The organism is Microbacterium hydrocarbonoxydans (assembly GCF_000956475.1).
Taxonomy (GTDB): domain Bacteria; phylum Actinomycetota; class Actinomycetes; order Actinomycetales; family Microbacteriaceae; genus Microbacterium; species Microbacterium hydrocarbonoxydans_A.
Genome location: NZ_JYJB01000009.1, coordinates 159,016 through 183,147 on the forward strand (window position 1 = coordinate 159,016; position 24,132 = coordinate 183,147).

Annotated in this window: 19 protein-coding genes; 7 read left to right on the forward strand and 12 right to left on the reverse strand. The window is 68.7% G+C overall.

What is annotated here, in order from left to right:
• Positions 1–78: 78 nt before the first annotated feature.
• The 4 genes from RS84_RS09945 to RS84_RS09960 all read left to right on the forward strand — a co-directional run bounded on the left by RS84_RS09945 (position 79) and on the right by RS84_RS09960 (position 3,961).
• Complete coding sequence (locus RS84_RS09945) at positions 79–1,416, forward strand: ABC transporter substrate-binding protein (protein ID WP_045257642.1); 1,338 nt, start codon at positions 79–81, stop codon at positions 1,414–1,416.
• Positions 1,417–1,516: 100 nt separating this feature from the next.
• A complete protein-coding gene (locus tag RS84_RS09950) occupies positions 1,517–2,401 on the forward strand; it encodes a carbohydrate ABC transporter permease (RefSeq protein WP_045257643.1) in 885 nt (294 codons plus the stop codon).
• Position 2,402: 1 nt separating this feature from the next.
• On the forward strand, positions 2,403–3,308 hold the full coding sequence (locus tag RS84_RS09955) for a carbohydrate ABC transporter permease (RefSeq protein WP_045257644.1): 906 nt from the start codon (positions 2,403–2,405) through the stop codon (positions 3,306–3,308).
• A 2-nt stretch (positions 3,309–3,310) separates the two neighbouring features.
• Complete coding sequence (locus RS84_RS09960) at positions 3,311–3,961, forward strand: aspartate/glutamate racemase family protein (RefSeq protein ID WP_045257645.1); 651 nt, start codon at positions 3,311–3,313, stop codon at positions 3,959–3,961.
• Positions 3,962–3,996: 35 nt separating this feature from the next.
• Here the strand turns inward: RS84_RS09960 and RS84_RS09965 are convergent, their stop codons facing one another.
• The 10 genes from RS84_RS09965 to RS84_RS10010 form a co-directional block, all read right to left on the reverse strand.
• A complete protein-coding gene (locus RS84_RS09965) occupies positions 3,997–4,926 on the reverse strand; it encodes a sugar-binding transcriptional regulator (protein WP_235281455.1) in 930 nt (309 codons plus the stop codon).
• Between the two features lie 162 nt (positions 4,927–5,088).
• The gene (locus RS84_RS09970) at positions 5,089–6,777 is read right to left on the reverse strand and encodes a hypothetical protein (RefSeq protein ID WP_052676315.1); all 1,689 of its coding nucleotides are present in this window, start codon (positions 6,775–6,777) and stop codon (positions 5,089–5,091) included.
• A gap of 37 nt (positions 6,778–6,814) precedes the next feature.
• On the reverse strand, positions 6,815–7,876 hold the full coding sequence (locus tag RS84_RS09975; RefSeq protein ID WP_045257647.1) for a LacI family DNA-binding transcriptional regulator: 1,062 nt from the start codon (positions 7,874–7,876) through the stop codon (positions 6,815–6,817).
• Between the two features lie 185 nt (positions 7,877–8,061).
• A complete protein-coding gene (locus RS84_RS09980; RefSeq protein ID WP_045257648.1) occupies positions 8,062–8,817 on the reverse strand; it encodes an SDR family NAD(P)-dependent oxidoreductase in 756 nt (251 codons plus the stop codon).
• Positions 8,818–8,820: 3 nt separating this feature from the next.
• Positions 8,821–9,693: a phosphogluconate dehydrogenase C-terminal domain-containing protein gene (locus RS84_RS09985; protein ID WP_045257649.1), complete on the reverse strand. Its 873-nt coding sequence runs from the start codon at positions 9,691–9,693 to the stop codon at positions 8,821–8,823.
• The gene (locus RS84_RS09990; protein WP_045257650.1) at positions 9,690–10,484 is read right to left on the reverse strand and encodes a TIM barrel protein; all 795 of its coding nucleotides are present in this window, start codon (positions 10,482–10,484) and stop codon (positions 9,690–9,692) included. Before RS84_RS09990 ends, RS84_RS09985 begins: the two co-directional genes overlap by 4 nt.
• Positions 10,481–11,344, reverse strand: coding sequence for a triose-phosphate isomerase family protein (locus RS84_RS09995; RefSeq protein WP_082062136.1), 864 nt, complete (start codon positions 11,342–11,344; stop codon positions 10,481–10,483). The genes RS84_RS09990 and RS84_RS09995 overlap by 4 nt, the downstream gene beginning before the upstream one ends.
• Entirely contained in the window at positions 11,344–11,814 is a 471-nt protein-coding gene (locus RS84_RS10000; protein WP_045257651.1) for a ribose-5-phosphate isomerase, read from the reverse strand. Before RS84_RS10000 ends, RS84_RS09995 begins: the two co-directional genes overlap by 1 nt.
• An 11-nt stretch (positions 11,815–11,825) precedes the next feature.
• Complete coding sequence (locus RS84_RS10005; protein WP_045257652.1) at positions 11,826–13,550, reverse strand: dihydroxyacetone kinase family protein; 1,725 nt, start codon at positions 13,548–13,550, stop codon at positions 11,826–11,828.
• Positions 13,547–14,752 carry an MFS transporter gene (locus RS84_RS10010; protein ID WP_152641814.1) on the reverse strand — a complete coding sequence of 402 codons (1,206 nt, stop codon included), beginning with the start codon at positions 14,750–14,752 and terminating at the stop codon, positions 13,547–13,549. Before RS84_RS10010 ends, RS84_RS10005 begins: the two co-directional genes overlap by 4 nt.
• Before the next feature lie 223 nt (positions 14,753–14,975).
• On the opposite strand from RS84_RS10010, the gene RS84_RS10015 reads away from it, so the two are divergent.
• Positions 14,976–15,713: a FadR/GntR family transcriptional regulator gene (locus tag RS84_RS10015; protein ID WP_045257653.1), complete on the forward strand. Its 738-nt coding sequence runs from the start codon at positions 14,976–14,978 to the stop codon at positions 15,711–15,713.
• A 21-nt stretch (positions 15,714–15,734) separates the two neighbouring features.
• Positions 15,735–16,625, forward strand: coding sequence for a nucleoside hydrolase (locus tag RS84_RS10020; RefSeq protein WP_045257654.1), 891 nt, complete (start codon positions 15,735–15,737; stop codon positions 16,623–16,625).
• A gap of 67 nt (positions 16,626–16,692) precedes the next feature.
• Here RS84_RS10020 and RS84_RS10025 read toward each other — a convergent pair whose 3' ends face one another.
• Entirely contained in the window at positions 16,693–17,298 is a 606-nt protein-coding gene (locus RS84_RS10025; protein WP_045257655.1) for a helix-turn-helix domain-containing protein, read from the reverse strand.
• Positions 17,299–17,466: 168 nt separating this feature from the next.
• Between RS84_RS10025 and RS84_RS19470 the strand changes: the two genes are divergently transcribed.
• A complete protein-coding gene (locus RS84_RS19470) occupies positions 17,467–17,736 on the forward strand; it encodes a hypothetical protein (RefSeq protein ID WP_045257656.1) in 270 nt (89 codons plus the stop codon).
• A gap of 67 nt (positions 17,737–17,803) precedes the next feature.
• Here the strand turns inward: RS84_RS19470 and RS84_RS19725 are convergent, their stop codons facing one another.
• Complete coding sequence (locus RS84_RS19725; protein ID WP_045257657.1) at positions 17,804–24,082, reverse strand: fibronectin type III domain-containing protein; 6,279 nt, start codon at positions 24,080–24,082, stop codon at positions 17,804–17,806.
• Between the last annotated feature and the right edge of the window lie 50 nt (positions 24,083–24,132).

The following is a 24,132-nucleotide window of genomic DNA, read 5'->3' on the forward strand; positions in this document are numbered from 1 at the left end:
TTGACACGCATCGATATTATCCGTAACGTTTCACACGCACCCGAACCCCGCACCACCGTCGTCAAGGAGGACGAATCCATGAATCCCCGTCGCACCCCGAAGGCGCTTCTCGCGTCGGGGATCGCCCTGCTCACCATCGCCTCGCTCGCCGCCTGCTCCTCCGGCGCCGCCGAGACCGGCGGCAGTGATTCCGCCAGTGGTCCGTCGGGGACGGATCCCGACACCTTCACGGTCCTCAGCGCGAACGAGAACACCACTCTCGCCACCGAGCTCGACGCGCTCGCCGCCGGCGCGTGCAAGGCGGAGGACAAGGCGCTCCCGCTGGAGCATGAGACCGTCGCGCAAGCCGATGTGGTGCAGAAGGTGACCCTTCTCGCCAGTCAGGACTCGCTGCCCGCGCACTTCATCGCCGGCACGGCCATGGTCCGCCCTGACGGCGACCTCGGGGCAGCCGACCTCGTCCTCGACTACAAGAGCGCGCTGACCGATCTCGGCGTCTGGGACCAGATCCTCCCTGCTGCCTCCTCGACCATCGAGAACGTCTACGGTCAGATGGTCTCGCTGCCGTATCAGTACAACCTCGAGGGCATCTTCTACAACAAGAAGATCTTCGCCGAGCTGGGGATCGAAGAGCCCAAGACCTTCGACGAACTGCTCGACGCCAGCGCGACGCTGAAGGACGCCGGGTACACTCCGTTCGCTGAGGCCGGAGCGGCCGCCTGGCCGCTCACGCGTCTGATCGGCATGTATGCGTACCGTCTCGTCGGTCCGGAGGCGATGACAGCCATCCGCGACGACAAGGCGAAGCTCACCGATGACGGCTACGTCGAGGCTGCTCAGGCTGTCGCCGACCTCGCAGACAAGGGCTACTTCGGCGAGGGCTTCGTCTCCACCGACCCTGCGGCCGCGACCAATGCGTTCCTCACCGGAGAGGCCGCGATGAAGTACGACGGCACCTGGTTGCTGAGCAACATCAACGACCCCGCGCAGAACAAGATCGGCGAGGACAACATCGGCTTCATGCCGTTCCCGGCCGTCGACGGCGGCAAGGGCTCGATCGACCAGTGGCCGGCCAACGCCGGGACCGCCTTCGCCATGAATCCGAAGACCTACGGGCCCAAGGTGGGCGCCTGGCTGAAATGCATCGCCGAGAACTACGGGTCCCAGGCCCTCGCCGATGCCGGGGTGATCTCCGGGTTCAAGGTCAACGAGGAGGTCCCCGACCTGCCCGTCACGACTGCGGCCATCCAGGAGCAGGTCGCCTCGGTCGACGAGACCGTGCTGTGGTTCGAGGCGCTCATGGACGGCAAATCGACCAGCCTCGCGCAGTCGAACGTGTCGCTGCTCGTCACCGGTCAGCTCTCTGCCGAGGACTACATGAGCCAGCTGCAGCAGAGCATCGACCAGAACCGATGACAGCACTCGTCCCCGCTCCGATCTCCCGGCATTGATCCTCGGCCCGGGGCCGCGCTCGCGCAGCCGGCCTCGGGCCGTCCTCCGTCACGAAAGCTCGCTCATGAAACGCGTCTTCGGTGATCGCAAGACGATCATCATCCTGCTCGCGCCGACGCTCGTCCTGTACATCGCCCTCAAGGTGGTGCCGGTGGCATGGTCGCTCGGACTCTCCTTCTTCGAGGGCAACACTCTCCGCGGCTTCACCTTCGTCGGCATCGACAACTTCGCGAAGTTCGTGCAGGACCCGGCCGGCATCCAGTCGCTCTGGGTGAGCATCATCTTCGCCGTCCTCGCCACAGCCGGTCAGATCGTCTTCGGCTACCTGCTCGCGCTGCTGTACGTGTTCGTGCTGCGCAAGGGATCCGCGTTCATCCGGACCGCCGTGTTCTTCCCCATGGTGCTGCCGACCGTCGCCGTGGCGCTGCTGTTCAAGAGCTTCGTCGCCGTCGGCGACAATCAGGGCCCGGTGAACGACGTCCTGAACTTCCTGGGTCTCGGCAGTGTCGAGTTCCTCGCCTCGACCGTGGGGACGATGGGCGTCGCGCTCGCGATGACCTGGTGGAGCTCGATGGGCTTCTACGCGGTGCTGCTCTACACAGGCCTTCTCGACATCCCGGATGAGGTCATCGAGTCCGCTCGCATCGACGGAGCCAACGGCATCCGCCTCGTGCGCCACATCGTCCTGCCGCTGTCGCTGCCGATCCTCATCTCCTCGATCATCTTCAGCTTCAATTCCACGCTCAAGGTGTTCGACAGCCTGCTCGCACTGAACGGCGGCGGGCCGGGGACGACCACCGCGCCGCTCACCCTCTACATGTACCGCACGGCGTTCGAGTACGCCGAGTACGGCTACGGCTCCACGATCGCTCTCGTGCTGACGCTGCTGTGCCTGGTGTTCACCCTGGCCGTGTTCCGGTCGACGAGCAAGAAGTCGGCGGAGGCCTGACATGACCGAGACGCAGACCCTGGTGGGCATCGCCCCTCTTTCCCGCAAGACCTCGCGCGTGCCGTTCGGGCGCCGAGCGGCTCGCATCGCGCGACGCATCCCGGTGTGGTTCGTGATCGCGCTGCTGCTGATCGTCGTCCTGTATCCGCAGGTGTGGATGGTGCTGGGCTCGTTCAAGACCCAGTCGGAGTTCCTCTCCAACCCGACCTGGGCGCTGCCGGAGTCGTTCGACCTCGACAACTACGTCCAGGCCTTCACGCGGGGCAACGTCGCCGTGAACTACCGCAACAGCCTCCTGGTGACGCTGCCGTCGGTCGCACTGATCGTCATGCTCGGCGTGGCAGCGGGCTATGCGCTCGAGGTGATGATCTGGAAGGGGCGCCACGCGACGCTGCTTCTCATCCTCGGCGGGATCATGGTGCCGGGGCAGATGATCCTCGTGCCGCTGTTCACGGTGTACTTCAAGCTGGGGCTGACCAACTCCCTGTGGCCGCTCATCATCACGTACACCGTGATGGGCCTGCCCCTCACGACGTTCCTGATGGCGACCTACTTCCGCTCGGTGCCTCGCGAGGTCTTCGAAGCGGCGACCATGGACGGATGCAGTCCGCTGAAGCAGTTCTTCGTGATCGGTCTGCCGCTCATGAAGAACGCGATCCTCACGATCGCGCTCGTGCAGTTCTTCAGCGTCTGGAACGATCTCCTGATCGCGCTGACCTTCACCTCGAAGCAGGATCTCGCCACGATCCAGGTCGGCCTGCTCAGCATGAACGACGAATACGGCTCCACGCAGTACGGGCCGCTGTTCGCTGCCATCAGCATCAACATCGTGGCACTGTTGATCGTGTTCGTCTTCCTCAACAAGAAGATCATGGCGGGCATGGCCGCCGGCTCCGTGAAGGGATAGTCATGACCCGTATCGCGTTCCTGCACACCGGGGCCGTCGTGATCCCGCCCGTGATGGAGCTCGCAGGCAAGCTTCTGCCCGAGGTCGGCACGGTGAACTACCTCGACGACAAGATCGTGGCTGATCTCGGCGACGCGGAGCGGGCGGCCTCCGTCGGGGAGCGCCTCGAGGACCTCGTGCGTGCGGCGAGGACCTCGGGAGCGGATGCCGTCGTGCTGACCTGCTCGTCGATCTCGGGGTACGCGGCGGCGCTGTCGGAGCGCGTCGGCATCCCGGTGATGCGGATCGATGAGGCCATGGCAGATGAAGCCGTGGCAGCTGGTCAGCGGATCGCCGTGATCGCGACGCTGCCGACCACTCTCGGCCCCACGAGCGCATTGATCGCCGAGCGCGCGGCGCTCGTCGGAGCCTCTCCCTCGATCGTCAGCGAGGTCGTCGATGGCGCGTTCGCCGCCGTGTCCGGCGGCGACCGCCCAGCTCACGATGCGCTGGTCAGGGCCGCCATCGAGCGCCTTGCGGCCGATGCCGACGTCGTGGTGCTCGCGCAGGCGTCGATGGCGAGCGCCGTCGTCGGGGCGAGCACTGCCGTGCCCGTGCTGACCAGCCTCGAGCCAGGGATCACGCGTCTGCGCGACTCTCTCGACCTCGACTGAGACCCGCCTCCGAACGCCGGAGAACCGTGCAGAGGTCAGTCGCCGAGCAGCGTCTGCGCCGTGCGAAGATCGGTGACCAGCGCGTTGACCCAGCCTCCGGCAAGGGCGCCCCGAATCGCGTCGACCTTGTGCGGACCCCCGGCGATGCCGAGGCGCCGGGGGATGCGTCGCAGATCATCGACCGGAATCGCGATCACGCGTTCGTCGAAGCTCTCCTGCACGGGGCTCCCGTCGAGACGGTAGGTACGGTGGCAGATGTCGCCGACGGCGCCGTCGGCGAGGAGCTCGGCGCGCTCACCCGCGGCGAACGCATTTCCGCTCGAGGCGAGGACGTCGCTCGGTTCGATGTTGCCGATGCCCATGATCGTCATCGTGAGCTCGCGCCAGCGGCGGCTGATCTCCTGCATCGCGGGATCGGCGAGCAGCGAGTCTCTGATCTCCGCACTCGCGACGATTCCCGGGGCCTGCACGTGGACGGCCTCTGCGCCCAGGATGCGCGCGAGGTCGCCGAGCAGGTGGTGACTGTGCCCCTGCACCTCGGGGGCTCCCGACCCGCCCAGCAGCTGCACGACCTCGGTCGCGCCGCGGGCGGCGAAGGGACGCATGCGGTCGACGACGGCCAGAAGGGTCTGGCTCCAGGAGGAGACGCCGATCCGATCGGCTCCTGAGAGGGTGGCCTCGAGATAGGCGGCAGCGCCCGCACCGAGCGCGGCCAGCGTGTCATCCCGGTCCGCGTCCGGGTCGACATCCACCACGACCGCCTCGGCAAGACCGAAGTGCTGCTCGAGGCGCTCCTCGGTCTCTGCGTATACGCCCGGGGCGACCGTCACGATGGTGCGCACGATTCCGACGGATGCCGCGCGCTTCAGGAGCCGGGAGACCTTGGCCTGCGAGATGTTCAGCGCCTCGGCGATGTCGGCCTGGCGGATTCCGCGCTCGTGGTACATGCGGGCGACCTTCGTCATCAGCCGCACTTGCCCGTCGAGCGGCCGACTGTAAGTATTCGAAGGCACCGACGCCATCCTCTCCCGCGTCTCATGAAGATTCGCTAACGAAAGAATATTCAATGCGCGGGCGCGATGCCAGTCCACGGTGTCGCCAGTCGTGTCCGGGCGCCCTCGGCCCGCCTATCGGAGCTCGGTTCGCGCCCACGCACCCGCAGCCAGGGTCGCCGTGGCGACCGTGCCGGTGTCCAGACGCACGTCGACGCTGCGCTGCCGCCGGTCGAGGTTCGCGACGAGCAGGGCGTCGACGCCGGCACGGCGTGATCCGATCGCCCAGACGAGCCCGTCCGGGCTCGGCCCGGTGAGCAGCTCACCGTCGTCGAACGCGAGGAGCGCCATGACGGCCTCGGCAGCGGGCGTCCCCGCTAGGCCGCGTGGTCCCGCGGTCTCGAACCACGACAGCGATGCGACGCCGGGCACCGCCAGAGCCGCGGCGCTCGCGATCACCCACGCGGCGAGTTCGGGAGCGGATTGCCGCTCGTCGACGCCGCCGGTGAATGCGGCGCCGAACCCCTCAGACAGATCGCTCTTGGCCGGAGCAGACTCCGGGGTGGTCGCCACGTTGTTGAAACGCGGGCGCAGCGAGACGGGTCCGATGTGCACAGGGCGTCCGTCCGCGATGCGCACCGACTGCTCCGCGACGAGCCTCTGCATCGCAACCGACTCCACCAGCTGCTCGGTGTCGAGCGTGTGGAACAGGGGAGTCGTCGTGAACAGGAGACCTTCGACGTCCCGCGGGATCCGCCGCTGCTCGCGATTCAGCTCTGTGAAGTGCGAGCGCGTGCCACCCATGATCGGGGCCGTCGGCTGCGCTGCCCGCAGCATCGACAGCGTCGCCGCGTCGCTGATGTGCAGGCGGCTGTCGACCGCCAGGATGCGCACGACGTGGAGAGCGTCCAGGGCGCGCACCGCCGACTCGAGGACCGCGGTGTCGCCGTCGGTCACCAGCCGCACGTCGAGGGGCAGCCCGTCGGCGGCCGCCCGCTCGAGCGCAGCCGCCCAGGCCCGTGTCGTGAGATCGAGCTCGATGACGCGGAACGCGCCGAGCGGAGATGGGTCGACCGGAGAGGGTGCGGTGCAGACCTCGACGCCGATTGACGGGAACGCGCCGCCGGCGCGCAACGTGATTCCCGGTTCCGGTGCGGTCGCGGCATCCGTCGCCGAGCCCTCGAGCCGGATGGTCAGCGACTGGCGGACGGACTCGCCGGCCTCGAGCCGATATGGGTACGGCAGATCGAGCGGCCGGCTGTAGGTCTTGAACGAGGCGTCGCTCCAGTTGCGCTGGTCCTCCATCTCGAACATGTCGCCCTCGAAGACCAGCGTCGCGTCGCCGTCCCGCAGCGCGCGGATGTCGCTGAACGGCTGATGCGGGCTGATGTCCGTCGGGAAGTGCGAGCTCTCATGAGTCCCGTCGGTATGCGTCACGGTGACCGCACGGCCCGCTCGGTTCGACGGGTGCAGCACGACCAGCCCCACGCGGCACGTGTCGAAAGCGATGAGATTCAGACCCTCCCAGTCGATCGTGAGCTGGTCGGGTTCGGCCTGAACGCGCAGCCTCGACGTGATCCGCGCGCCGAGCCCTTCGTGCAGCAGTGAGATCTCGAGAGATGACTCGGTGGCGGTGACGGCCTGCACCGAGGCAGGGACGGTCTGCCAGCCGCGGTCGCGAACGGCGGCTCGTACGGCGCGCACGATCGGGTGTCCCTGATGAGCGATCTCGGCGAGCTCGTCGTCGCGGATCTCGATCGTCCACCCGTGCGCGGCCCACGCCGTCGGGTCGGGCCGCCACCAGCTGTTCCTCATCGAAGCCATGGTCCCACTGTAACCGGTTGACCAATTCTTGGGGAGCTCAGAAACCCACTGTGCTCTGCCGCGGGGCGATCCGCACCGGCACGACCACGCGTTCGTGCACGTGGTCGGGCTGGGCTTCGGCTTCGAGCAGGCGGACGCCCTCCGTCCCCATCTCGAATCCCGGCAGCTCGATGGAGGTCAGCGTCATCCAGTCCGCACCGTCGTCGCGGTGGTCGCCGTCCATGCCCAGCACTGCGACGTCGTCGGGCACCCGCACGTCGGCGCGAGTGCGCAGGAACCGCAGCACGCCCAGGGCGACCTTGTCGTTGATCGCGAGGATCGCGACGCGCTCTTCGTCCAGCTGCGAGAGCAGAGCGGATGCCGCCGCTGCGCCGTCCTCGGGGGAGAGGCCGGTGGAATCCACTTCCGTCACCCGCACCCCGCGGACCGCGGCCTGGGCGCGCACGCCGCGTCGGCGCTCGACGACGGGCTGGACGATGTCGGGGATCGAGAGGAAGAACGCGCGGCGGATGCCCAGGTCGGCGACGTGATCGACGGCCGCTCTGCCCACCTGCTCGTTGTCCATCAGCACGGTGCACCAGTCGGCGTCGGGCACGTCGTAGTTGATCACGACGACAGGACGCACGTAGTTGCGCACACGTGCGATGCCGCGGGTGGGATCCCGCATCGACGCGACCATCACACCGCCGGTCCTGGCCTCGGCGAAGTGCTCGAGGAACTCGTCCTGCAGATCGTGCTGCTCGGTTCCGGTGGCGAGCTCGTGGGCGTTGAAGAGGCTGTTCGCCATCATCAGGTAGCGTCCGTTGGCGCCGGCGGTGAGCTGCGCGCCGCGCGCGATCTCGACGAAAAGGACGTTCACGAGATCGGGCATGATCAGTCCGAGGGTGTCGGACCGGTTGCGGATCAGGGTGCGGCCCGCAGAACTGCGGATGTAGCCGAGCCTGTCGATCGCCTCGTGCACGCGCTGCAAGGTCTCGGGAGCCAGTCGTTGCGGGGCGTTGAGAGCGTTCGAGACCGTGCCGACCGAGACGCCGGCCTCGCGGGCCACGGCGTTGATGGTCGGGTTCGTCGAGGGAGGGGTCGCCCGCGAGTCAGGCATGCGCACCCCTTCCTCTCCGCGCTTTCCTCGCCATCGTAGGGGAGCGAGCGGCACCGCGACGCCGGCCGTGTTCGTGTCGAAGGTCGGAGCGTCCGTCCGGAGAGCGCCCGCCGGCTCAGAGCGAACCGGCGGGCGCGGAGGAGGGACGGAGGCGTCGGGACGTCGGCGCGCAGGCATGATGCCTGCTAGAGCGAGGTCATGCCCCCATCGACCTGGAAGGTCGCACCGGTCGCGAAGGATCCATCGTCGCTCGCGAGATAGACCATGATGCCCGCGACGTCATCGGGCGTGCCTGCGCGACCGATCGGGATGCGGCTCACGATCGCCGCCCGAGACTCCGGGTCCTCGCTGATCGCCGCGACGAGCGGCGTCTCGGTGTAGGCAGGCTGCACGGTGTTCACGCGTATGCCGCGATCGGCATATGCGGCGGCGACGGTCCGGCCCAGGCCGTGCACGCCGGCCTTCGATGAGCTGTACGCCGTGAAGTCCTTGCCCTCGCCGTTGACCGCCGTAGGGCTTCCGGTCAGGATGATCGAGCCTCCGCCGTTCTTCAGCATCGTTCGCACCGCGTACTTCACCGTCAGGAAGGTGCCGGTCAGATTGATGTCGATCGTGCGCTTCCAGACCTCGAGATCGAGGTCGGCGATCTGCGCATCCTGGCCGAACAGCTGCACCCCGGCGTTGGCGACGACGACGTCGGGTGCCCAGCCGGTCTCCTCGGCCTCCGCGAAGGCCGCGGCGACCGCGCTCTCGTCGGAGATGTCCATCGTCACGGCGCGGGCATTCGCGCCGATCGCGGCGGCGGCCCGAGCCGCGCCCTCGCCGTTGCGATCGGCGAGGATGACACGGGCGCCTTCCGCGGCGAAGCGCTGCGCCACCGCCATCCCGATCCCCAGGGCCCCGCCCGTGACGAGGGCGGTCTTTCCGTGTAGTCGTGTCATATCTCAGCGCTCGATGTGGTCGAGGTGCAGCATGCGGGCGAGGTTCTTGTCGAGCTCGTCGTCCTGGAAGATCTTCTTCCAGTCGTCCTTGATGATGCTCTCCCGACCGTAGTCCATCGCGATCAGGCAGGCGTCGGAGAACGGGTTGTCTCCGCGGAGGCCGTTCGCGAGGGCGACCTGGGTGTGTCCGTAGAGGATGCTGCGCGCGGCCGCCTCGGGGACGCCCATCGTGTGCACGGCCTCCTGGAGCGCCTCGTTGAGCAGGTCGCCGATCATGCAGGCGACGGTCTCCACGAGTGTCGGCTCGAGCTGCGCGAGCTGCTTGATCGTGACCCAGTGCACGTCGATCACCGGCGCGTAGATCGCGCGCACCGTCGCCTCGACGATGGCCTTCTTCGCCTCGTCATCGGACTCGATCGCGGCGATCGCATCCTGAGGGGCGGCGATGCCTCCGAACGTGTCGGCCCACTGCTCCGGGGTCTCGCGCTGCAGGAAGATCGAGGGGTGGCACGGGTGCGCCACCGCCTGGATCACATCATCGCGAGTGGTGAGCAGACCGGCATATGCGGCGGCGGGGTCGAGAGTCAGCACGATCGCACCCGAGCGGAGCTGCGGCACGAGCTCGGCGGTGACCGGCCCCAGCGCCAGGTCGGGAACGGCGAGCACCACGATGTCGGCGTCGGCCACTGCGGTCGCGGAATCCGTGAGCTCGCGGCCTGCGTCGACCGTGCGCTGCTGGCCCGCCGGCGAGTTCTCGACGTACCAGACGATGTGCGCGGTCTTGACAAGGTTGTCGGACACGCGCATGCCCATCTTGCCGCCGGCGCCGATCACCGCGATCTTGTACGTCGCGGAGAGTGTTGAAGTGTCGCTCATGGTGTGCTCCTCAGATGTTCGAGAGTGATGCGGGTCCATTCCCGCTCGGTTCGGATGGTGGTCTCGGCGTCGCCCTGCCAGGGCAGCCAGTGCTCGACGATCTCGTTGATGCCGCGCTCACGCGGTCTGACCGCGGCGAGCAGATGCGGATAGTCGTGCAGGCCGGAGCCCATGGGGGCGCCGGAGTAGGTGAATCCCACCCAGCCCTCCTGCCGGGCGAAGGCGAAGTCCTTGACGTGCACGTTCTTGACGAAGGGGGCCGTGATCTCGACGCACGCGCGCGGCAGCTCGAGCCGAGCCACGACGTTCGCCGGGTCGAGGCAGATGCCCAGGCGCTCGCTGCCGACGCGATCGACGAGGCCGGCGAGCTCGGCTGTCCCGACCTGCTCGTACGTCTCCAGCGCGAGGTCGATCCCGGCGGATTCGAAGGAGCGGATGCTGTCACGCAGCCAGGTCGCGGCCTGCTCCAGCGAGGGTCGCGACTCGGGGCCGTAGACCATGCTGCGCACCAGATGGGCGTCGAAGACCTCCGCGAGGTCGAGGAATCGCCGCAGATGCTCCGGCTCGACGCCCTTCGTGCCGAGCTCGATCGTGAGTCCGAGCGCACTCGCGGCGGAGGCCGCGTTGCGCAGCTCCGCAGGGCTCATCCATTCGAGCGGGGCGTAGTCGCAGATCTGGAAGAGGTCGACGCCCTGCGCCCTGGTGTCCTCGAAGGCCCCGATGAGAGTCAGCGGCTCCGCCGCCCGGTCGGAATGCTGCCAGAAGTACGCGTACGTGCCGAGGCCGATCATCGGTCCGCTCCCTCGGGCGCGTCGACGGTCTCAGCAACGCCGCCATGCCACCCGGGGTCGGCGGCGCCACTCGGTTCCTGAGCCGGTCGACGGACCGTGCCACGCCCGAGGGCGAGGTCGGCGGCCTCGTCCAGCACCGTCATGAGAGCTGCCGGGTCGTGGGCGAAACGGCCGAGGAACACTCCGTCGACGGCATCCCCGAGCGCCGTCAGCAGACCGGGGCCGGCAGCCCCGCCGTAGATCACGACGGAACCGGTGCGCGCGGCATCCGATTGCAGGGCATCCCTGAGAGCCGAGGCCACCTCGCGGATGTGCTCATGCCCGGCCGGCTCGGGGGCGCCGATCGCCCACACGGGTTCGTAGGCGACGATGACGGCTCCGGCATCCGCTCCCTCGAGCGCGGAGCGCAGCTGCGCGACCGCGATGATCGCGGCATCGGCGGGCTCGAACCGCTCGGTCTCGCCGATGCAGAGCAGCGGGGTCAGCCCCGCTCGCAGTGCGGCGCGCGTCTTCGCGGCCGTGACCTCCTCGGTCTCGCCGTACAGGCGACGACGCTCGGCGTGCCCGATCTCCGCGATCGTCGCGCCCACCTCGGCGAGCTCTGCGGCGGAGACCTCGCCCGTGAACGGGCCCGACTCCTCGGCCGACACGTCCTGCCCGCCGATACGCACGGGCGTTCCCGCGAATGCGGCGACAGCGGGAAGCACCTGCAGATAGGTCGGGGTGATGAAGAGCTCGACGACGCCGTCGCGGATGGCGGCGTGATCGCGCACCAGAGCGGCGACCTCGTCGAACCAGGCACGCGCCCGCTCATGCCCGAAGTACATCTTCAGGCTCACTCCGACCGTGACCTTCGACATCAGCAGGATCCGGTGCTCTCGTACTCGTCGATCACTGCGACCTTCTCGGCGCTCGCGCTCGACGTGTCGAAGCGATAGGTGAGCCATTCGCGCACGAGGCGGCGGGCGAGTTCGATACCCACGACCCGCTGTCCCATCGTGAGGATCTGCGCGTTGTTCGAGAGCACGCCGCGCTCGACCGAGAACGAATCGTGAGCCGTGACGGCGCGGATGCCGGGCACCTTGTTCGCGGCGATCGCGACGCCGAGGCCGGTGCCGCAGATGAGCAGGGCGCGGTCCGCCTCGCCGCGGGCGACGAGCTCGGCGGCCGCGATCGCGACGCGCGGGTAGGCGGTGTGGCCGTCGGCATCCACCCCCACGTCGACGACGGAGGCGACGCCGTCGCTGTTCTCGAGGTCCTTCTTCAGGATCTCCTTGTAGTCGAAGCCGGCGTCGTCGCAGCCGATCACGAGGCGGAGCTGGTCGGTCATGGTGATCTCCTTCAGTTGGATTTCTCGGCGAGCAGCTCGCCGAGTGCGGTGGTGATGAGCCCCAAGGACACCGCGCCGGGATCGGGGGTGCCGATGGCGTGCTCGCCGTGCGTGCGAGCGCGGCCCATGCGGGGCAGCAGGTCGGCGCTGGCGCGGGCCGCGTCGGTCGCGGCTCGGGCTGCAGCGGTCCACGCGTCGAGGAGCGGCTCGTGGTCTTCGAGGGATGCGGTGAGGGTCGCCGTGAAGGGCACGAGGGCGTCGACCATCGTCTTGTCGCCCACCTGGGCCTTGCCGTAGGTCTGCACGCCGCGCACGGCATCGGCGACACCAGCAGCCAGATCCGCGGCCTCGGGTCGTCCGGTGTCGCCCAGGCGCGAGGCGACTGCGTTCAGGATGACGCCCCAGAGGGCTCCCGACGTGCCTCCCGCCTTGTCCGCCCACGCGTCGGCCGCGCGGGAAAGCGCGGTCTGCGCGCCGGCACCCGCGTCCACCGCGGCGATGCCGGCGGCGAGAGCGGCATGGGAGCCGCGCTGCATGCCGATGCCGTGGTCGCCGTCGCCCGCGATCGAGTCGATGCGCCCGAGTTCGTCGACGTTGTCATCGACGGTGCGCACGATGACCTCCAGCGCGTCGCGCACGTGCTGCGCGACGGCCTGCGACGCCGCGTCGCCGGGGGTGATCGCGACGTCGCTCGCGACGACCTCGGCGCTCTCCGCCTGCGCTGCGGCGACGACCGATCCTCGGCGGTAGGCCGGTGCGTCGACGGGCGTGTCCCACAGGCGCTCGAGTTCGTCGTCGAGCCAGAACAGGGTGAGCGAGGTGCCGGCCATGTCGAAGCTCGTGCAGTACTCGCCCACGTGCGGGTCGACGATCACGAGGCCGGCCTCGGTGAGCAGCTGTGCGATGCGACGGTAGACGACGAACATCTCCTCGTACTTCAGCGAGCCGAGACCGTTCAGGATCGGCACGATGCGGGCTCCCGCGACCTCGATCCCGTCCGGCACCTCGGCCAGCAGCTTCTCGACGAGGAGGGCGGCGAGCTCGTCGGCCGTCGGGATCGCGGTCTCGTCGACGCCGGGTTCGCCGTGGATGCCCAGGCCGATCGCCATGCGCCCAGCGGGAACCGTGAACAGCGGGGCCGGGGCGCCGGGCAGCGTGCAGCCGGTGAAGGCCACCCCGAACGAGCGGGTGCGGTCGTTCGCACGCGCCGCGACCCGGCTCACGGAGTCGAGGTCGTAGCCGGCCTCGGCCGCGGCCGCAGCGGTGCTGAACACCGTCAGGTCTCCCGCGATGCCGCGGCGCTTGTGCTTCTCGGCAGGTGCGGCGCTGAAGATGTCGTCGGTCACCGTCACCGTCTGGGCGGGGACGCCCTCGGATCGCAGTCGCTCCTGCGCGGCATCGAAGTTCAGTACGTCGCCGGCGTAGTTGCCGTAGCTGAAGAACACGCCCGCGCCGCGGTCGGCGGCCTTGGCGACCGAGTAGACCTGCTGGGCCGAGGGAGAGGCGAAGAGGTTGCCCATCGCGGCTCCATGCGCGAGACCCTGCCCGACCAGCCCCCCGAAGGCGGGGTAGTGACCGGATCCGCCGCCGACGATCACGGCCACCTGGCCGTCCGGCACCACGGTGCTGCGCACGACCCCGCCGGGAACGCGTCGCACCGAGCGGGCGTTCGCCGCGACGAAGCCCTCGATCATCTCATCGGCGAAGTCCGCCGGATCGTTCCACAGGCGGGTCATGCCGTCACCTCGACCGGGGCGGTCTTGCGCTGGCGGGAGAGGACGACCATCAGGACCGCCGACAGCAGCATGAATCCGCCCACGATGAACATCGGGACCTCGTAGCCGCCGGTCCAGTCGTGTACGGCGCCCGTGACGTAGGGGGCGCTGAAGCCCGCCAGGTTGCCGACCGTGTTGATCAGCGCCACACCCGCGGCTGCCGCGACTCCGGTGAGGAACTGGGTCGGGAGGGTCCAGAAGTTCGGAAGAGCGGCGAAGATCGCGCAGGCGGTGATCGTGGGGATCGAGACGGCGCCGGCGATCGCAGGTGCCGCGATGTGCCAGGTCTTCAGTCCCCGCTTGCCGGCGTCGCGCGACCAGAAGTACATCGCGATCGCAGCAGGCAGATAGGGGATCGCGGTGATCAGACCCTTCTGCACGACGTCGTAGGTCACGCCCGACTGCGCCTGGAAGCCCTCGATGATCGTCGGCAGGAAGAAGGCCAGCGAGTACAGGCCGTAGATGAAGCCGAAGTAGATGAACGACAGCATCCAGACGCGGCCGCTCGCGAATGCGAAGCGGACCGAGACGTGCTTCTGCTCGGCGCCTGTGGCCGCGCGCTCGGCCTCGAGGGCGCCGGTCAGCCAGGTCTGCTCCTCAGCGGTCAGCCACTTCGCATCCGCCGGCTTGTCCTTCAGGTAGAACCAGGCGATCACGCCGACGACGATCGCGGGGATCGCGACGCCCATGAACATGAAGCGCCAGCCTTCGAGACCGAAGAACGTGCCGTGCTGCTGGATCAGGGCGCCGGCGAGCGGTGCGCCGATCACGGTCGTCAGCGGCTGGGCCAGGTAGAAGAGCATGAGGATGCGGCCACGGTACTGGGCCGGCACCCAGAGGCTCAGGAACAGGATCGCGCCGGGGAAGAACCCGGCTTCGGCGACGCCGAGGAGGAAGCGGAGCCCGATGAGCTGCTCGAAGTTCTGCACCCAGGTGAACAGCAGCGCGACGATGCCCCAGCTGACCATGATGCGGGCGAGCCAGCGGCGGGCGCCGAAGCGGTGCAGGGCGAGGTTCGAGGGCACCTCGAGAAGGATGTAGCCGATGAAGAAGACGCCCGATGCGAAGCCGAACTGCGCCGCGCTCAATGCCAGGTCGTCGTTCATGCCGTTGGGGGAGGCGAAGCCGATCGCCGTGCGATCGAGGTAGTTGATGAAGAACATCAGCGCCACGAAGGGCACGAGGCGGATGGCGACCTTGCGTATCGCCGACTTCGCGATCGGATTCTCGTTCTGGGGGTGGTCCACGGTGACTCCTGGCTCATCGACGGTGATCGAGGTGATGCTGTCCAGTGTGACAAACCGGTTGACCAATTGCAAATCATTCTCAGGAACCGGTTGACCGAATCAGCGACGAAAAGCCGATGCTCTGCCGTAGGTTGTTCGCATGCCCGCGTTTCCAGACGACCGCTCCGCAGAGATCACGGCCGCGCTCGGCGTGCTGCCGACCGGAACTCCTGTGTCAGAGGTCGCCCGCCGCATGCTCGACCTCTTCACGGGCGGGTCCATCGCTGCGGGCACCAGGCTTCCCCCTGAGCGGCAGCTCGCCGCGACGCTCGGCGTGGGGCGCTCGGCGGTTCGCGAGGCGCTCGCAGCGCTGGAGATCCTCGGCATCGTCGATGTGAGACCCGGTTCGGGCACGTATCTGCGGGGAGCCGCAAGCGAGCTGCTGCCGCAGACGCTGCGCTGGGGGCTGCTGATCGGCGAGCGCAACACCGCCGAGCTGCTCGAACTCCGTGAGGGGCTCGAGATCTTCGTCGCCCGGCTGGCCGCGCCCCGTGCCGATGCCGGCATCGTCGCGCGCCTCGAGAAGGACGTCGCGCGCATGCGCGAGACGTACGACGACCTCAACGCCTTCGCGAAGGCGGACCTCGACTTCCATCACGCCCTCGCCGAGGCTGCGGGGAACGCGACCCTCACTGATCACCTGCACGTGATCCGCTCTCTGCTGCAGGTCTACGCCGACCGCGCGGTGCACGACCGGGAGCATGCCGAACTCGCCACCTCCGAGCATGAGGCGGTGCTCGCCGGGGTGCGGGCGGGCGACGGCGACGCCGCGGCGTCCGCCATGGCCGTGCACATGGCCACAGCCACAGCCCGCCTGCTCGCCGAACGCACGGACTGACCCACCCGACCGAAGGACGACATGATCAACGACGATCGACGCACGCGCCGCGTCATCATCGACTCCGATGTGAAGAACGAGGCCGACGACCAGTTCGCGGTCGTGCACGCGCTGCTCTCTCCCACGCTCGACGTGCGCGGCGTCATCCCTGCGCATTTCGGCACGCACCGCACGACGCAGTCCCTGGCCGAGTCGCGCGCCGAGCTGGATCTGCTTCTGCGGCTTCTCGCCCTCGACCACGATGTCCCCACGGCCGACGGGGCTCCGCACGCGCTCCCGGATGAGCAGACGCCGGTCGACAGCGCCGGCGCCCGCCTCATCATCGAGGAAGCCAGACGGACGGACGCCGGACCGCTCTTCATCGCGTTCCTCGGGCCTCTCACCGACATGGCATCGGCGCTGCTGCTGGCCCCCGACATCGCCGAGACCGACACGACCGTGATCTGGATCGGCGGACCGCCCTACGGCGACATCGTGTCGGTGGGGTCGTGGCCGGAGTTCAACCTCAAGAACGACATCGCCTCGGCGAACGTCGTGTTCGACTCGGGCATCCGCCTGTGGCAGGTTCCTGCGAACGTCTATCGGCAGGTCGTCGTGGGCTACGCCGAACTGGAGGCCCGCGTCGAACCGCACGGCGAGCTCGGCGCCTATCTCGCGCAGCAGGTCGTCGACTTCAACACGACGCACAACAGGGTCGCGATCGAGTCTCGATCGCTGGGAGATTCACCGGCCATCGCGCTCATGCTGGACCCGTTCTGCGCCGCCATGCGCCGCCAGCCCGGAGTGCGGTTCGCTCCCGACGGGCGCTACGAGCCTGCCGACCCGAGTCGCGAGATCCTCGTCGTCGAGAGCGTCGACGTGCGCTTCCTGCTGGAGGACATGTTCGCCAAGATCGCCCGGCACGCAGGCTGAACGGGCGGGGATCGAGTCGTGGCGACTGCCCGGGTCGCGAGAGCCCGCCCGGCGATCCGATTGACCATCAGGCCCGAGGTGACTGCGCCCGCTTCGCCGCCGTGCGCGCGCGCACGTGCATCCGCTCGCCGTGGGCTCCGAAGAGGCTGAGGATCTCGACGGGATCCGAGCCCGCGCAGCCGAACCAGTGCGGATTGGCGGTGTCGAACTCGGCGACCTCGCCGGCCCCGAGGACGATGTCGTGCTCTCCCAGGACGAGACGAAGGCGACCGTCGAGAACGTAGATCCATTCGTAGCCGCTGTGACTGCGCACGACGGGCTCGCGCTCGGTCGGGAGGATGGTGATCTTGAACGCCTGCGGCTCGCCGCTCTTGCCTGACAGCCGGGTGAAGGTCCGGCCGTCCGCGCGGGTCGTCTTCGGGGTCACCCTGGGGTCCTGCGTGCGGGGAGGGGCGACGATCTGATCGAAGGGCACGTCGAGGGCTGCGACCACGGGGAGGAGCAGTTCGAGGCTCGGTCTGCGCTGGCCTGACTCGAGGCGTGAGAGCGTGCTCTTCGAGATCCCGGTGGTGTGCGCCAGCTGTTCGAGGGTGATGTTCTTCTTGCGGCGGGCGCTGCGCAGCCGAGGGGCGATCTGGCTGAGTTCGGTCTCGATCCGCTGCGAGGTGCTCATGGATCCAGGAGAGCACGTCGTCCCGGTTTCGGCAACAGGAATTCCCACCGAGCCTCCGCTGTTGCGAGAGTGAGGGTGGCACGAGCCGCCCCGCACACGTCGGCGGTCGGTTCTGCCGCCTGATCGCGCCGCCTCGCGGCCCCACCGATGCAGACAGAGGACACAGCCATGCCCCCGCAGAACACCGAGACCGCCACCGCTCGCAGCGCCGTCGCCCCCGCGCCGCCGTCGATCCACGTCAGGGCGCTGATCACCTGGATCGCCATCTTCCCGCTCGTCACCCTCGGGATGTTCGCGATCGCGCCGTTCTCCGCTGAGTGGAACCCGGTGCTGAGGGCGTTCGTGCTGACGCTCGTCGTCGTACCGGTGGCGGTGTATCTGGTCGTGCCGCAGCTGATGCGCGGATACGGCGCCCTCGTCCGCTCGCGGAAGCGCTGACCGGCATGCGCGAAGCGGCCGGACCCGTCAGGGGATCCGGCCGCTTCATCAGACCGTCAGCGCACCGTCACCGCACCGTCACCGTCACCGCCTTCGACCGCGTCGCACCTGCCGCATTCGACAGCTCGGCGACGTAGCTGTACGTGCCGGCCGCTCGTCCGCTCACCGCGGTCGTGACGTGCTGCGCGTTCGGCGACGCCGCCGCAAGAGCCTGCTCATCGATCTGCACGCCGTTCTCGAACAGCCGGTACGTGGTGCCGTTCGTGCCCCACCACAGGTCTGTCGTCACGGTGTACGAGCCGTCCCGGTCTCCGTTGTCGTGGCTCACGACGGGAACGCCGGGGGCGGCATCCTTCACCTTCACCGTGACCGACGTCGTCGCGGTCGTTCCCTGGGCGTTGATCAGCTCACCCGTGTACACATAGGTGCCGTTGGGCTTGCCCGACACCGCGACGGTCGCGACCTGCGCCTGCGGAGAGTTCGCGTCGAGCAGCTTCGTCGAGATGAGCGCACCGTTCTCATACAGCCGGAACACCGCACCGTTCACCCCGTGCCAGAGGTTCATCGAGACGGTGAACGTCCCATCGTGCAGGCCGTTCTCCCACCCGGAGTCGGTCGAGAGCGTGCCGCGGCCCGGCTTCGCCGTCGCGCCCTCGTCGTCGAACACGAGCAGCTGCGCCTCGGCGCGGCTCACCAGGCCGTCGTGGTTCACCGCGTTCACGGTGACGGTGTGCGGACCGACGAGGTCATCGAGATCGATGACCTGCCCCACGGCCACCGGCTCGCCGTCGAACGCGATGTCGAGGTTGCGCACCCCCGATTCAGGATCGGATGCCGCCACCTGCACCGTGTACGTCGAGCGGCTCGAGATCAGCGTGCCCTCGGCCGGAACCCCTGACAGTTCGGGAGCCGTGGTGTCGGACGCGCCCGAGGGGTCGCCCGTGACGGCGATCCGAGGAGCTGCCGGCTGCGTGAACCCGTCGCCGAGGAAGAAGCTCGTCTGCGGCGGCTGGTTGTAGCCCGTGTTCTGCCACGCGACGGCGAGACGGTAGACCGGGTCGTGCATGAGCGTGCGCAGCCGGATGCTGGTCTCATCGGTGGTCGAGTAGATGCGCAGCTCGCTCGAGTCGTCGGACCGCCATGCGATCTCTTCGCGCCAGTCTCCGAAGAGATCGGCCTGCAGGTTCGGCGTGCCCTTGGTGCCGTTGTTCGACTGCGCGCCGTCGGCCTTCAGGACGAGGTCGCTCTTCTCTGTCTCCCAGTTCCACTTCGAGATCGTCGGCACGCCCTTCGACGTCTGGGCGTTCCAGTCGTGGTCGACGATCTCGCGCAGCGGGTCTCCGTCGAACCAGGCGAGGAAGTTCGCCGCAGGGATGTTCTCGCTGATGAGCTCGCCCTTCGACGACTTGAGCTGGCCGACGGGGGAGTTCCAGCTGACGTCTCCGCCGATGGCCCACCCCTCCGCGCCTTCGTACCGCGGGTCGATGTCGCCTGCAGTACCGCGGCCGGTGTCCTTCGTCGCAGGCGTCGACCACAGCACCTCACCGGTGCGCGCGTCACGGAACGTCGAGCCGAGGTTGCCGGACGAGCCCATCTCCTCGTGCACCCCGAAGAACTCCAGCCCAGGGCGAGAGGGGTCGAGGTCGCTGAGGGCCTGGGCATCGCCGTGGCCGAGGCCGGTCGAGTACAGTCCTGTGCCGTCGTCGTCGAGGACCATCGAGCCGAAGATCAGCTCGTCCTTCTGGTCGCCGTCGACGTCGGCCACCGACACGTTGTGGTTGCCGTTGCCCGCGTACTCCTCGTTGCCGGCGGTGTTCGAGTCGAACACCCAGCGCTGGATGAGCTTCTCGCCGTCGAAGTCCCACGCCGCCGCGACCGTGCGGGTGTAGTACCCCCGCTGGAAGATGGCGGACGGATGCTCGCCGTCGAGGTAGGCGGTCATCGCGCCGAAGCGGTCGACCCGGTTGCCGTACGAGTCGCCCCATGCCGACACGTCGCCGCGACCAGGCACGTAGTCGACCGTGTCGATCGCGCGTCCGGTCGCGCCGTCGAACGCCGTCAGGTACTCGGGACCGGTGAGCACATACCCCGAGCTGTTGCGGTAGTCGGCGCTCGCGTTGCCGATCACCTGCCCTGCGCCGTCGATCGTGCCGTCGCCGGTCTTCATGATGACCTCGGCGCGGCCGTTGCCGTCGTAGTCGAACACCTGGAACTGCGTGTAGTGCGCACCGGCGCGGATGTTCGCGCCGAGATCGATGCGCCACAGGCGGGTGCCGTCGAGCCGGTAGGCGTCGAGGTACACGTTGCCGGTGTAGCCCGACTGCGAGTTGTCCTTCGAGTTGGTGGGGTCCCACTTCACGAACAGCTCGTACTGGCCGTCGCCGTCCACGTCGCCGACGCTCGTGTCGTTGGCGCGGTACGAGTACGGCTGGCCGTCCTTCGTGTACGAGTCGGCCGGCCTGTCGAGCGGCACCGAGAGGTAGTCGCCGCTCTGCACCGCGAACTCCTTCGTCACGGTGACCTCGACGCCGTCGAGCACGCTGGTGACGAAGTAGGTCGAGTCGGCGTCACCCGAGTCGTCGAGGTAGTTCGTCGAGTCGGTGATCGGCTCGCTCGTGATGCGCTTTCCGTCGCGGTAGATGTGGAAGGAGATCGCGTCGGGGTCGGTGCCCAGCATCCGCCAGCTCACCAGGTTGCCGTCGCCCGTCTGCACCGCGGCTGGTGCCCGGTCGAGGTACTCGGCTTGACGCTGCAGCACGGTGGCGGCATCCGTCGTCAGCTGCTCCGATGCCGCGCCGGCGCCACCCGCATTCACCCCGACCACGGTGTAGTGGTACGGGATCGTCGTGAGCACATCGGAGTCGACGAAGCGGTTGCTCGCCGCGTACCCGACCAGCTCGCCGCGCTCACCCGCCGTCTCGGAGCGGAACACCAGCGAGTACAGCGCCGTGCTGGGCTGCGACCACGAGATCTCGACCTCGCGCTTCTCGAGCCGGTCGACCGCGAGCCCTGTGGGCGCAGACGGCGTCGCGACGGCGGGGTCGGTGAAAGACACGTCGACAGACGCAGAGGGCACCGATTCGAGCCCGGTCTGATCGACCGCCGTCACGTAGTACGTGTAGTCCAGGCCGATGCGGGCGGTGGTGTCGGTGAAGGATGCCGTCGCCGTCTCGCCGATCATCGTCGCGCTCTTGTCGAACTCCGAGGTGCGGTACACGTTCCAGGTGAGGCCGTCTTCGGCGGTCCAGCCGAGCTCGACCGCGGGCGCGGCCGGATCGGCGACGACGTTCTTCACCTCGAGGCCAGCCGGGCCCAGCAGGATCGGCGTGACCTCGAGGCCGTTGAGGCGAGTGCCGGCCGCGGCACCGTAGACGCGGATCGTGAGCTGGCCGTCGGTCACCAGGGCGGGACCGCGCACCGAGGCGTTGACCGAGCCCTTTCCGGCGTTGCCGGCGCCGAACGCCTTGCCCTCGATGTCGAAGCTCGTCTTGGTCGAGCCGATCCAGTCGCCGGAGTAGGTCTTGACCGAATAGGTGCCGTTGGGCACGTCGAGCAGGAACGTCGAGCTGTCGCCGGGGAGCACGAAGTCGCGTTCGAGGTCGGTCGCTCCGGTGTCTCCGCCCCGATCCCGCCCGGCGCTCGCCGGAAGGGCCGTCTCGAAGCCGAAGCCCGCCTCGGCCGTGTAGCCGTCGTCAGGGTTGACCTCGGTGTATCCGGCCATCACCGGGTTGCCGGTGAGTCCGAAGTCGAACTTCCACTTCGCCTGCTTGGTCGTGAAGGTGACGACGTTCGAGGCCTCCGAGGTGCCGCGGCCGTTCACGGCGAACACGCGATAGCGGTAGCCGGCGCCCTCGGCGAGTCCCTGCACGATCGCGCTGGTCTGCGTGGTCGTCGTCACGAGCGACCAGGTCTGCTCGGCGTCCGCGACCGCCTGCCGCTCGATCCGGTAGATGTCGGCCGTCGCCGACGCCTGCCACTGCAGCACGGCGCCCGCGTTCGAGATGGAACCCGCGACCAGGCCCACGGGAGCTGCCGGAACCGCAGCGGGCGGTTCGATGTCGGTGACGTGCGCGGCGAGCGGGTCGTCGATCTGCGCGTAGTCCTGGGCGATCAGGCGTGCCATCTGGATCGCGCCGTACTCCTGGAAGTGCGTGTCGTCCTGCGTGCCGGCCGGACGGTTCGGGAAGATGCCGGGGTCGACCCACAGGAACACCGACTTCGCGGCCTCCGGCCCGATCTCGTTCAGGTACGCGCGGCTGGAGGCCGAGAGGTCGACGAGTTCGACGCCCTCCTCGGCGGCCAGCTCCTTCATCTTGTCGACGTACTCGGGGAAGCTCACGTTCGCGAGTCCGGTGGTGGCGTCGAAGCTGCGCCGTGAGACCGGGGTGACGAGCACCGGGGTCGCGCCGCGCTGACGCGCGCCGTTCACGTAGGTGCGCAGGTACTCCTTGTAGTCGGCAGGAGAGGCGTAGCGATCGTCCACGCCCTGCGTGGCGTCGTTGTGGCCGAACTGCACGAAGAGATAGTCGCCGGGGCGGATGCCGCGCAGGATGTCGTCGAGGCGCCCCTGCGTGATGAAGTTCTTCGAGGAGCGGCCGCCGATCGCGTGGTTGCTGAACGCGACGTCGTCGGCGAAGAAGCGGTCGATCATCTGGCCCCAGCCCGCCTGCGGTGCGTATGCCGAGGCGTCGTAGGTCTGCACGGTGGAGTCGCCCGCGATGTAGACGGTGGGGAGGGCGCCCGCGAGCCGCGTGGGCTGGCGAGTGATCGTGATCGCGTCGAGTGCCGCTGCGGAGCCTGTGACCTGGAAGGTGAGCCGACCGTCCACCAGGGCGATCGGGAAGGCCATCTCGAGGAACTCTCCCGACGCCTTCGCTGTGGTCTGCACCTTGGCGATGCCCTCGGAGGTGATCGCGATCTCGCTCGCGGCGCTCTTGTCGCCGGCGATGACGTTCACGGTGTAGTCGCCGGCGCCGAGCTGCACCTCGAACGTGCCGCCCTGTGCTGCCACGTAGTCGCCGCGCAGCGGGTCGTCTCCGCCGCGATCGACGTCGGGCTCGGCCGCCGTGGGGGTCGTCGAGAAGCCGTAGCCCCACTCCTCGGAGAACGACGTGCGGCTCGTGACGGCGATCGCGCCCTGGGCGAGTGCGCCGGGGCCGAAGTCGAAGGTTACGGTGTCGTCTGTCGGGAGCGGAGCGGGTGCGGTGTAGGCGGTCGAGGTGGCGACGTCGGATGCCGCCGACTGCCCGGCCGCGTTGCTCGCCGTGACGCGGTACGACCAGACGGCCGAGGTGTCGACGGGATCGGTGTATCCGGGGGTCTGCACGGTGGCGATCTGCTCGAAGACGCCATCGGCGCCGGCGCGCTCGACGAGGTAGTCCTCGGCGTTGGGGGTCGCGTCCCAGGTCAGGGCGATTGCATCCTTCGTCACCTGCGCGACGGCGACGCCGGCGGGAGCTGCGGGAGCGGTGAGCTCGGGGACCACGCCGCTGCGCACCGCGGCGGCGCGCTCGGAGGCGAGGCCGTAGGAGTTCACCGCCTCGACCGTGTACGCGTACTCGGCGCCGGCGGAGACGTCCGCGTCGGAGTACGCGGTGGCCTCGACCTCGCCGACCTGCGTGTAATCGCCGATCGTGTCACCCGCGACCTCGGCCCGGAGCACGCGGTAGGCGGTGGCGCCGTCGGCGGTGTTCCAGCTGAGGTCGACGCCGTTCCACGCGATCCTGTCGATCGCCAGGTCGGCGGGTACGGCGGGGACGACGGGCGCGACCACGAGTCCGTTCACGTACGCGCCGAGCCCGCTGCCCGTGAAGCCGACCGTGAGCTGACCGTCTTCGACCGTCGTGCGGAACGTCTGCGTCGTGGTGCCTCCCCTCGTCGTCGTCAGACGTGTCTGCGCCTTGCCCTCGAGGGTGACGGTCGCGTTCGTGCTCGATGCGGTGGTGAGGGCATCGCCGATCGACACTGTGACGTCGTACTCGCCGGCCGGCACGCTGTCGAGCAGGAAGCCCCAGTCGAGACCGGCGACGAAGTCCTCGGCGACGGGGTCGGCGGGGGTGCGGTTGCCCGTGCGGTTGCGATCGAACAGGGTGACGCCGGCGGGCACGGTGATGCCCCAGCCGGCTTCGGCGGTGTAGAGCGACGCAGGCGTGACCTGCTGGTACCCCTCGGCCACGGGGCTCGTAGCGGTGCCGAAGTCGAAGCGCCAGGCGCCGTCGTCGGCGGGTGCGAGCGCGGCCGCGGCGGGTATCGGCGACAGTGTCGCGCCGATCACGATCGCGACCGCGGCGGTGGCGAGCAGGCCGTGGGGGCGGCGCGCGGTTCGAACTGAGCGTGGAAGTTCCACGGGTCCTCCTTGGACAGCACTGGCTAAGGGGCGGTTCCGGATGCGGCATC

Excerpts from the sequence above, each read along its gene's own strand:
- RS84_RS09945 (WP_045257642.1), top strand. The coding sequence starts at position 79 with ATGAATCCCCGTCGCACCCCGAAGGCGCTTCTCGCGTCGGGGATCGCC.
- RS84_RS09950 (WP_045257643.1), top strand. The coding sequence starts at position 1,517 with ATGAAACGCGTCTTCGGTGATCGCAAGACGATCATCATCCTGCTCGCG.
- RS84_RS09955 (WP_045257644.1), top strand. The coding sequence starts at position 2,403 with ATGACCGAGACGCAGACCCTGGTGGGCATCGCCCCTCTTTCCCGCAAG.
- RS84_RS09960 (WP_045257645.1), top strand. The coding sequence starts at position 3,311 with ATGACCCGTATCGCGTTCCTGCACACCGGGGCCGTCGTGATCCCGCCC.
- RS84_RS09965 (WP_235281455.1), bottom strand. The coding sequence starts at position 4,926 with ATGACGAAGGTCGCCCGCATGTACCACGAGCGCGGAATCCGCCAGGCC.
- RS84_RS09970 (WP_052676315.1), bottom strand. The coding sequence starts at position 6,777 with ATGGCTTCGATGAGGAACAGCTGGTGGCGGCCCGACCCGACGGCGTGG.
- RS84_RS09975 (WP_045257647.1), bottom strand. The coding sequence starts at position 7,876 with ATGCCTGACTCGCGGGCGACCCCTCCCTCGACGAACCCGACCATCAAC.
- RS84_RS09980 (WP_045257648.1), bottom strand. The coding sequence starts at position 8,817 with ATGACACGACTACACGGAAAGACCGCCCTCGTCACGGGCGGGGCCCTG.
- RS84_RS09985 (WP_045257649.1), bottom strand. The coding sequence starts at position 9,693 with ATGAGCGACACTTCAACACTCTCCGCGACGTACAAGATCGCGGTGATC.
- RS84_RS09990 (WP_045257650.1), bottom strand. The coding sequence starts at position 10,484 with ATGATCGGCCTCGGCACGTACGCGTACTTCTGGCAGCATTCCGACCGG.
- RS84_RS09995 (WP_082062136.1), bottom strand. The coding sequence starts at position 11,344 with ATGTCGAAGGTCACGGTCGGAGTGAGCCTGAAGATGTACTTCGGGCAT.
- RS84_RS10000 (WP_045257651.1), bottom strand. The coding sequence starts at position 11,814 with ATGACCGACCAGCTCCGCCTCGTGATCGGCTGCGACGACGCCGGCTTC.
- RS84_RS10005 (WP_045257652.1), bottom strand. The coding sequence starts at position 13,550 with ATGACCCGCCTGTGGAACGATCCGGCGGACTTCGCCGATGAGATGATC.
- RS84_RS10010 (WP_152641814.1), bottom strand. The coding sequence starts at position 14,752 with ATGTTCTTCATCAACTACCTCGATCGCACGGCGATCGGCTTCGCCTCC.
- RS84_RS10015 (WP_045257653.1), top strand. The coding sequence starts at position 14,976 with ATGCCCGCGTTTCCAGACGACCGCTCCGCAGAGATCACGGCCGCGCTC.
- RS84_RS10020 (WP_045257654.1), top strand. The coding sequence starts at position 15,735 with ATGATCAACGACGATCGACGCACGCGCCGCGTCATCATCGACTCCGAT.
- RS84_RS10025 (WP_045257655.1), bottom strand. The coding sequence starts at position 17,298 with ATGAGCACCTCGCAGCGGATCGAGACCGAACTCAGCCAGATCGCCCCT.
- RS84_RS19470 (WP_045257656.1), top strand. The coding sequence starts at position 17,467 with ATGCCCCCGCAGAACACCGAGACCGCCACCGCTCGCAGCGCCGTCGCC.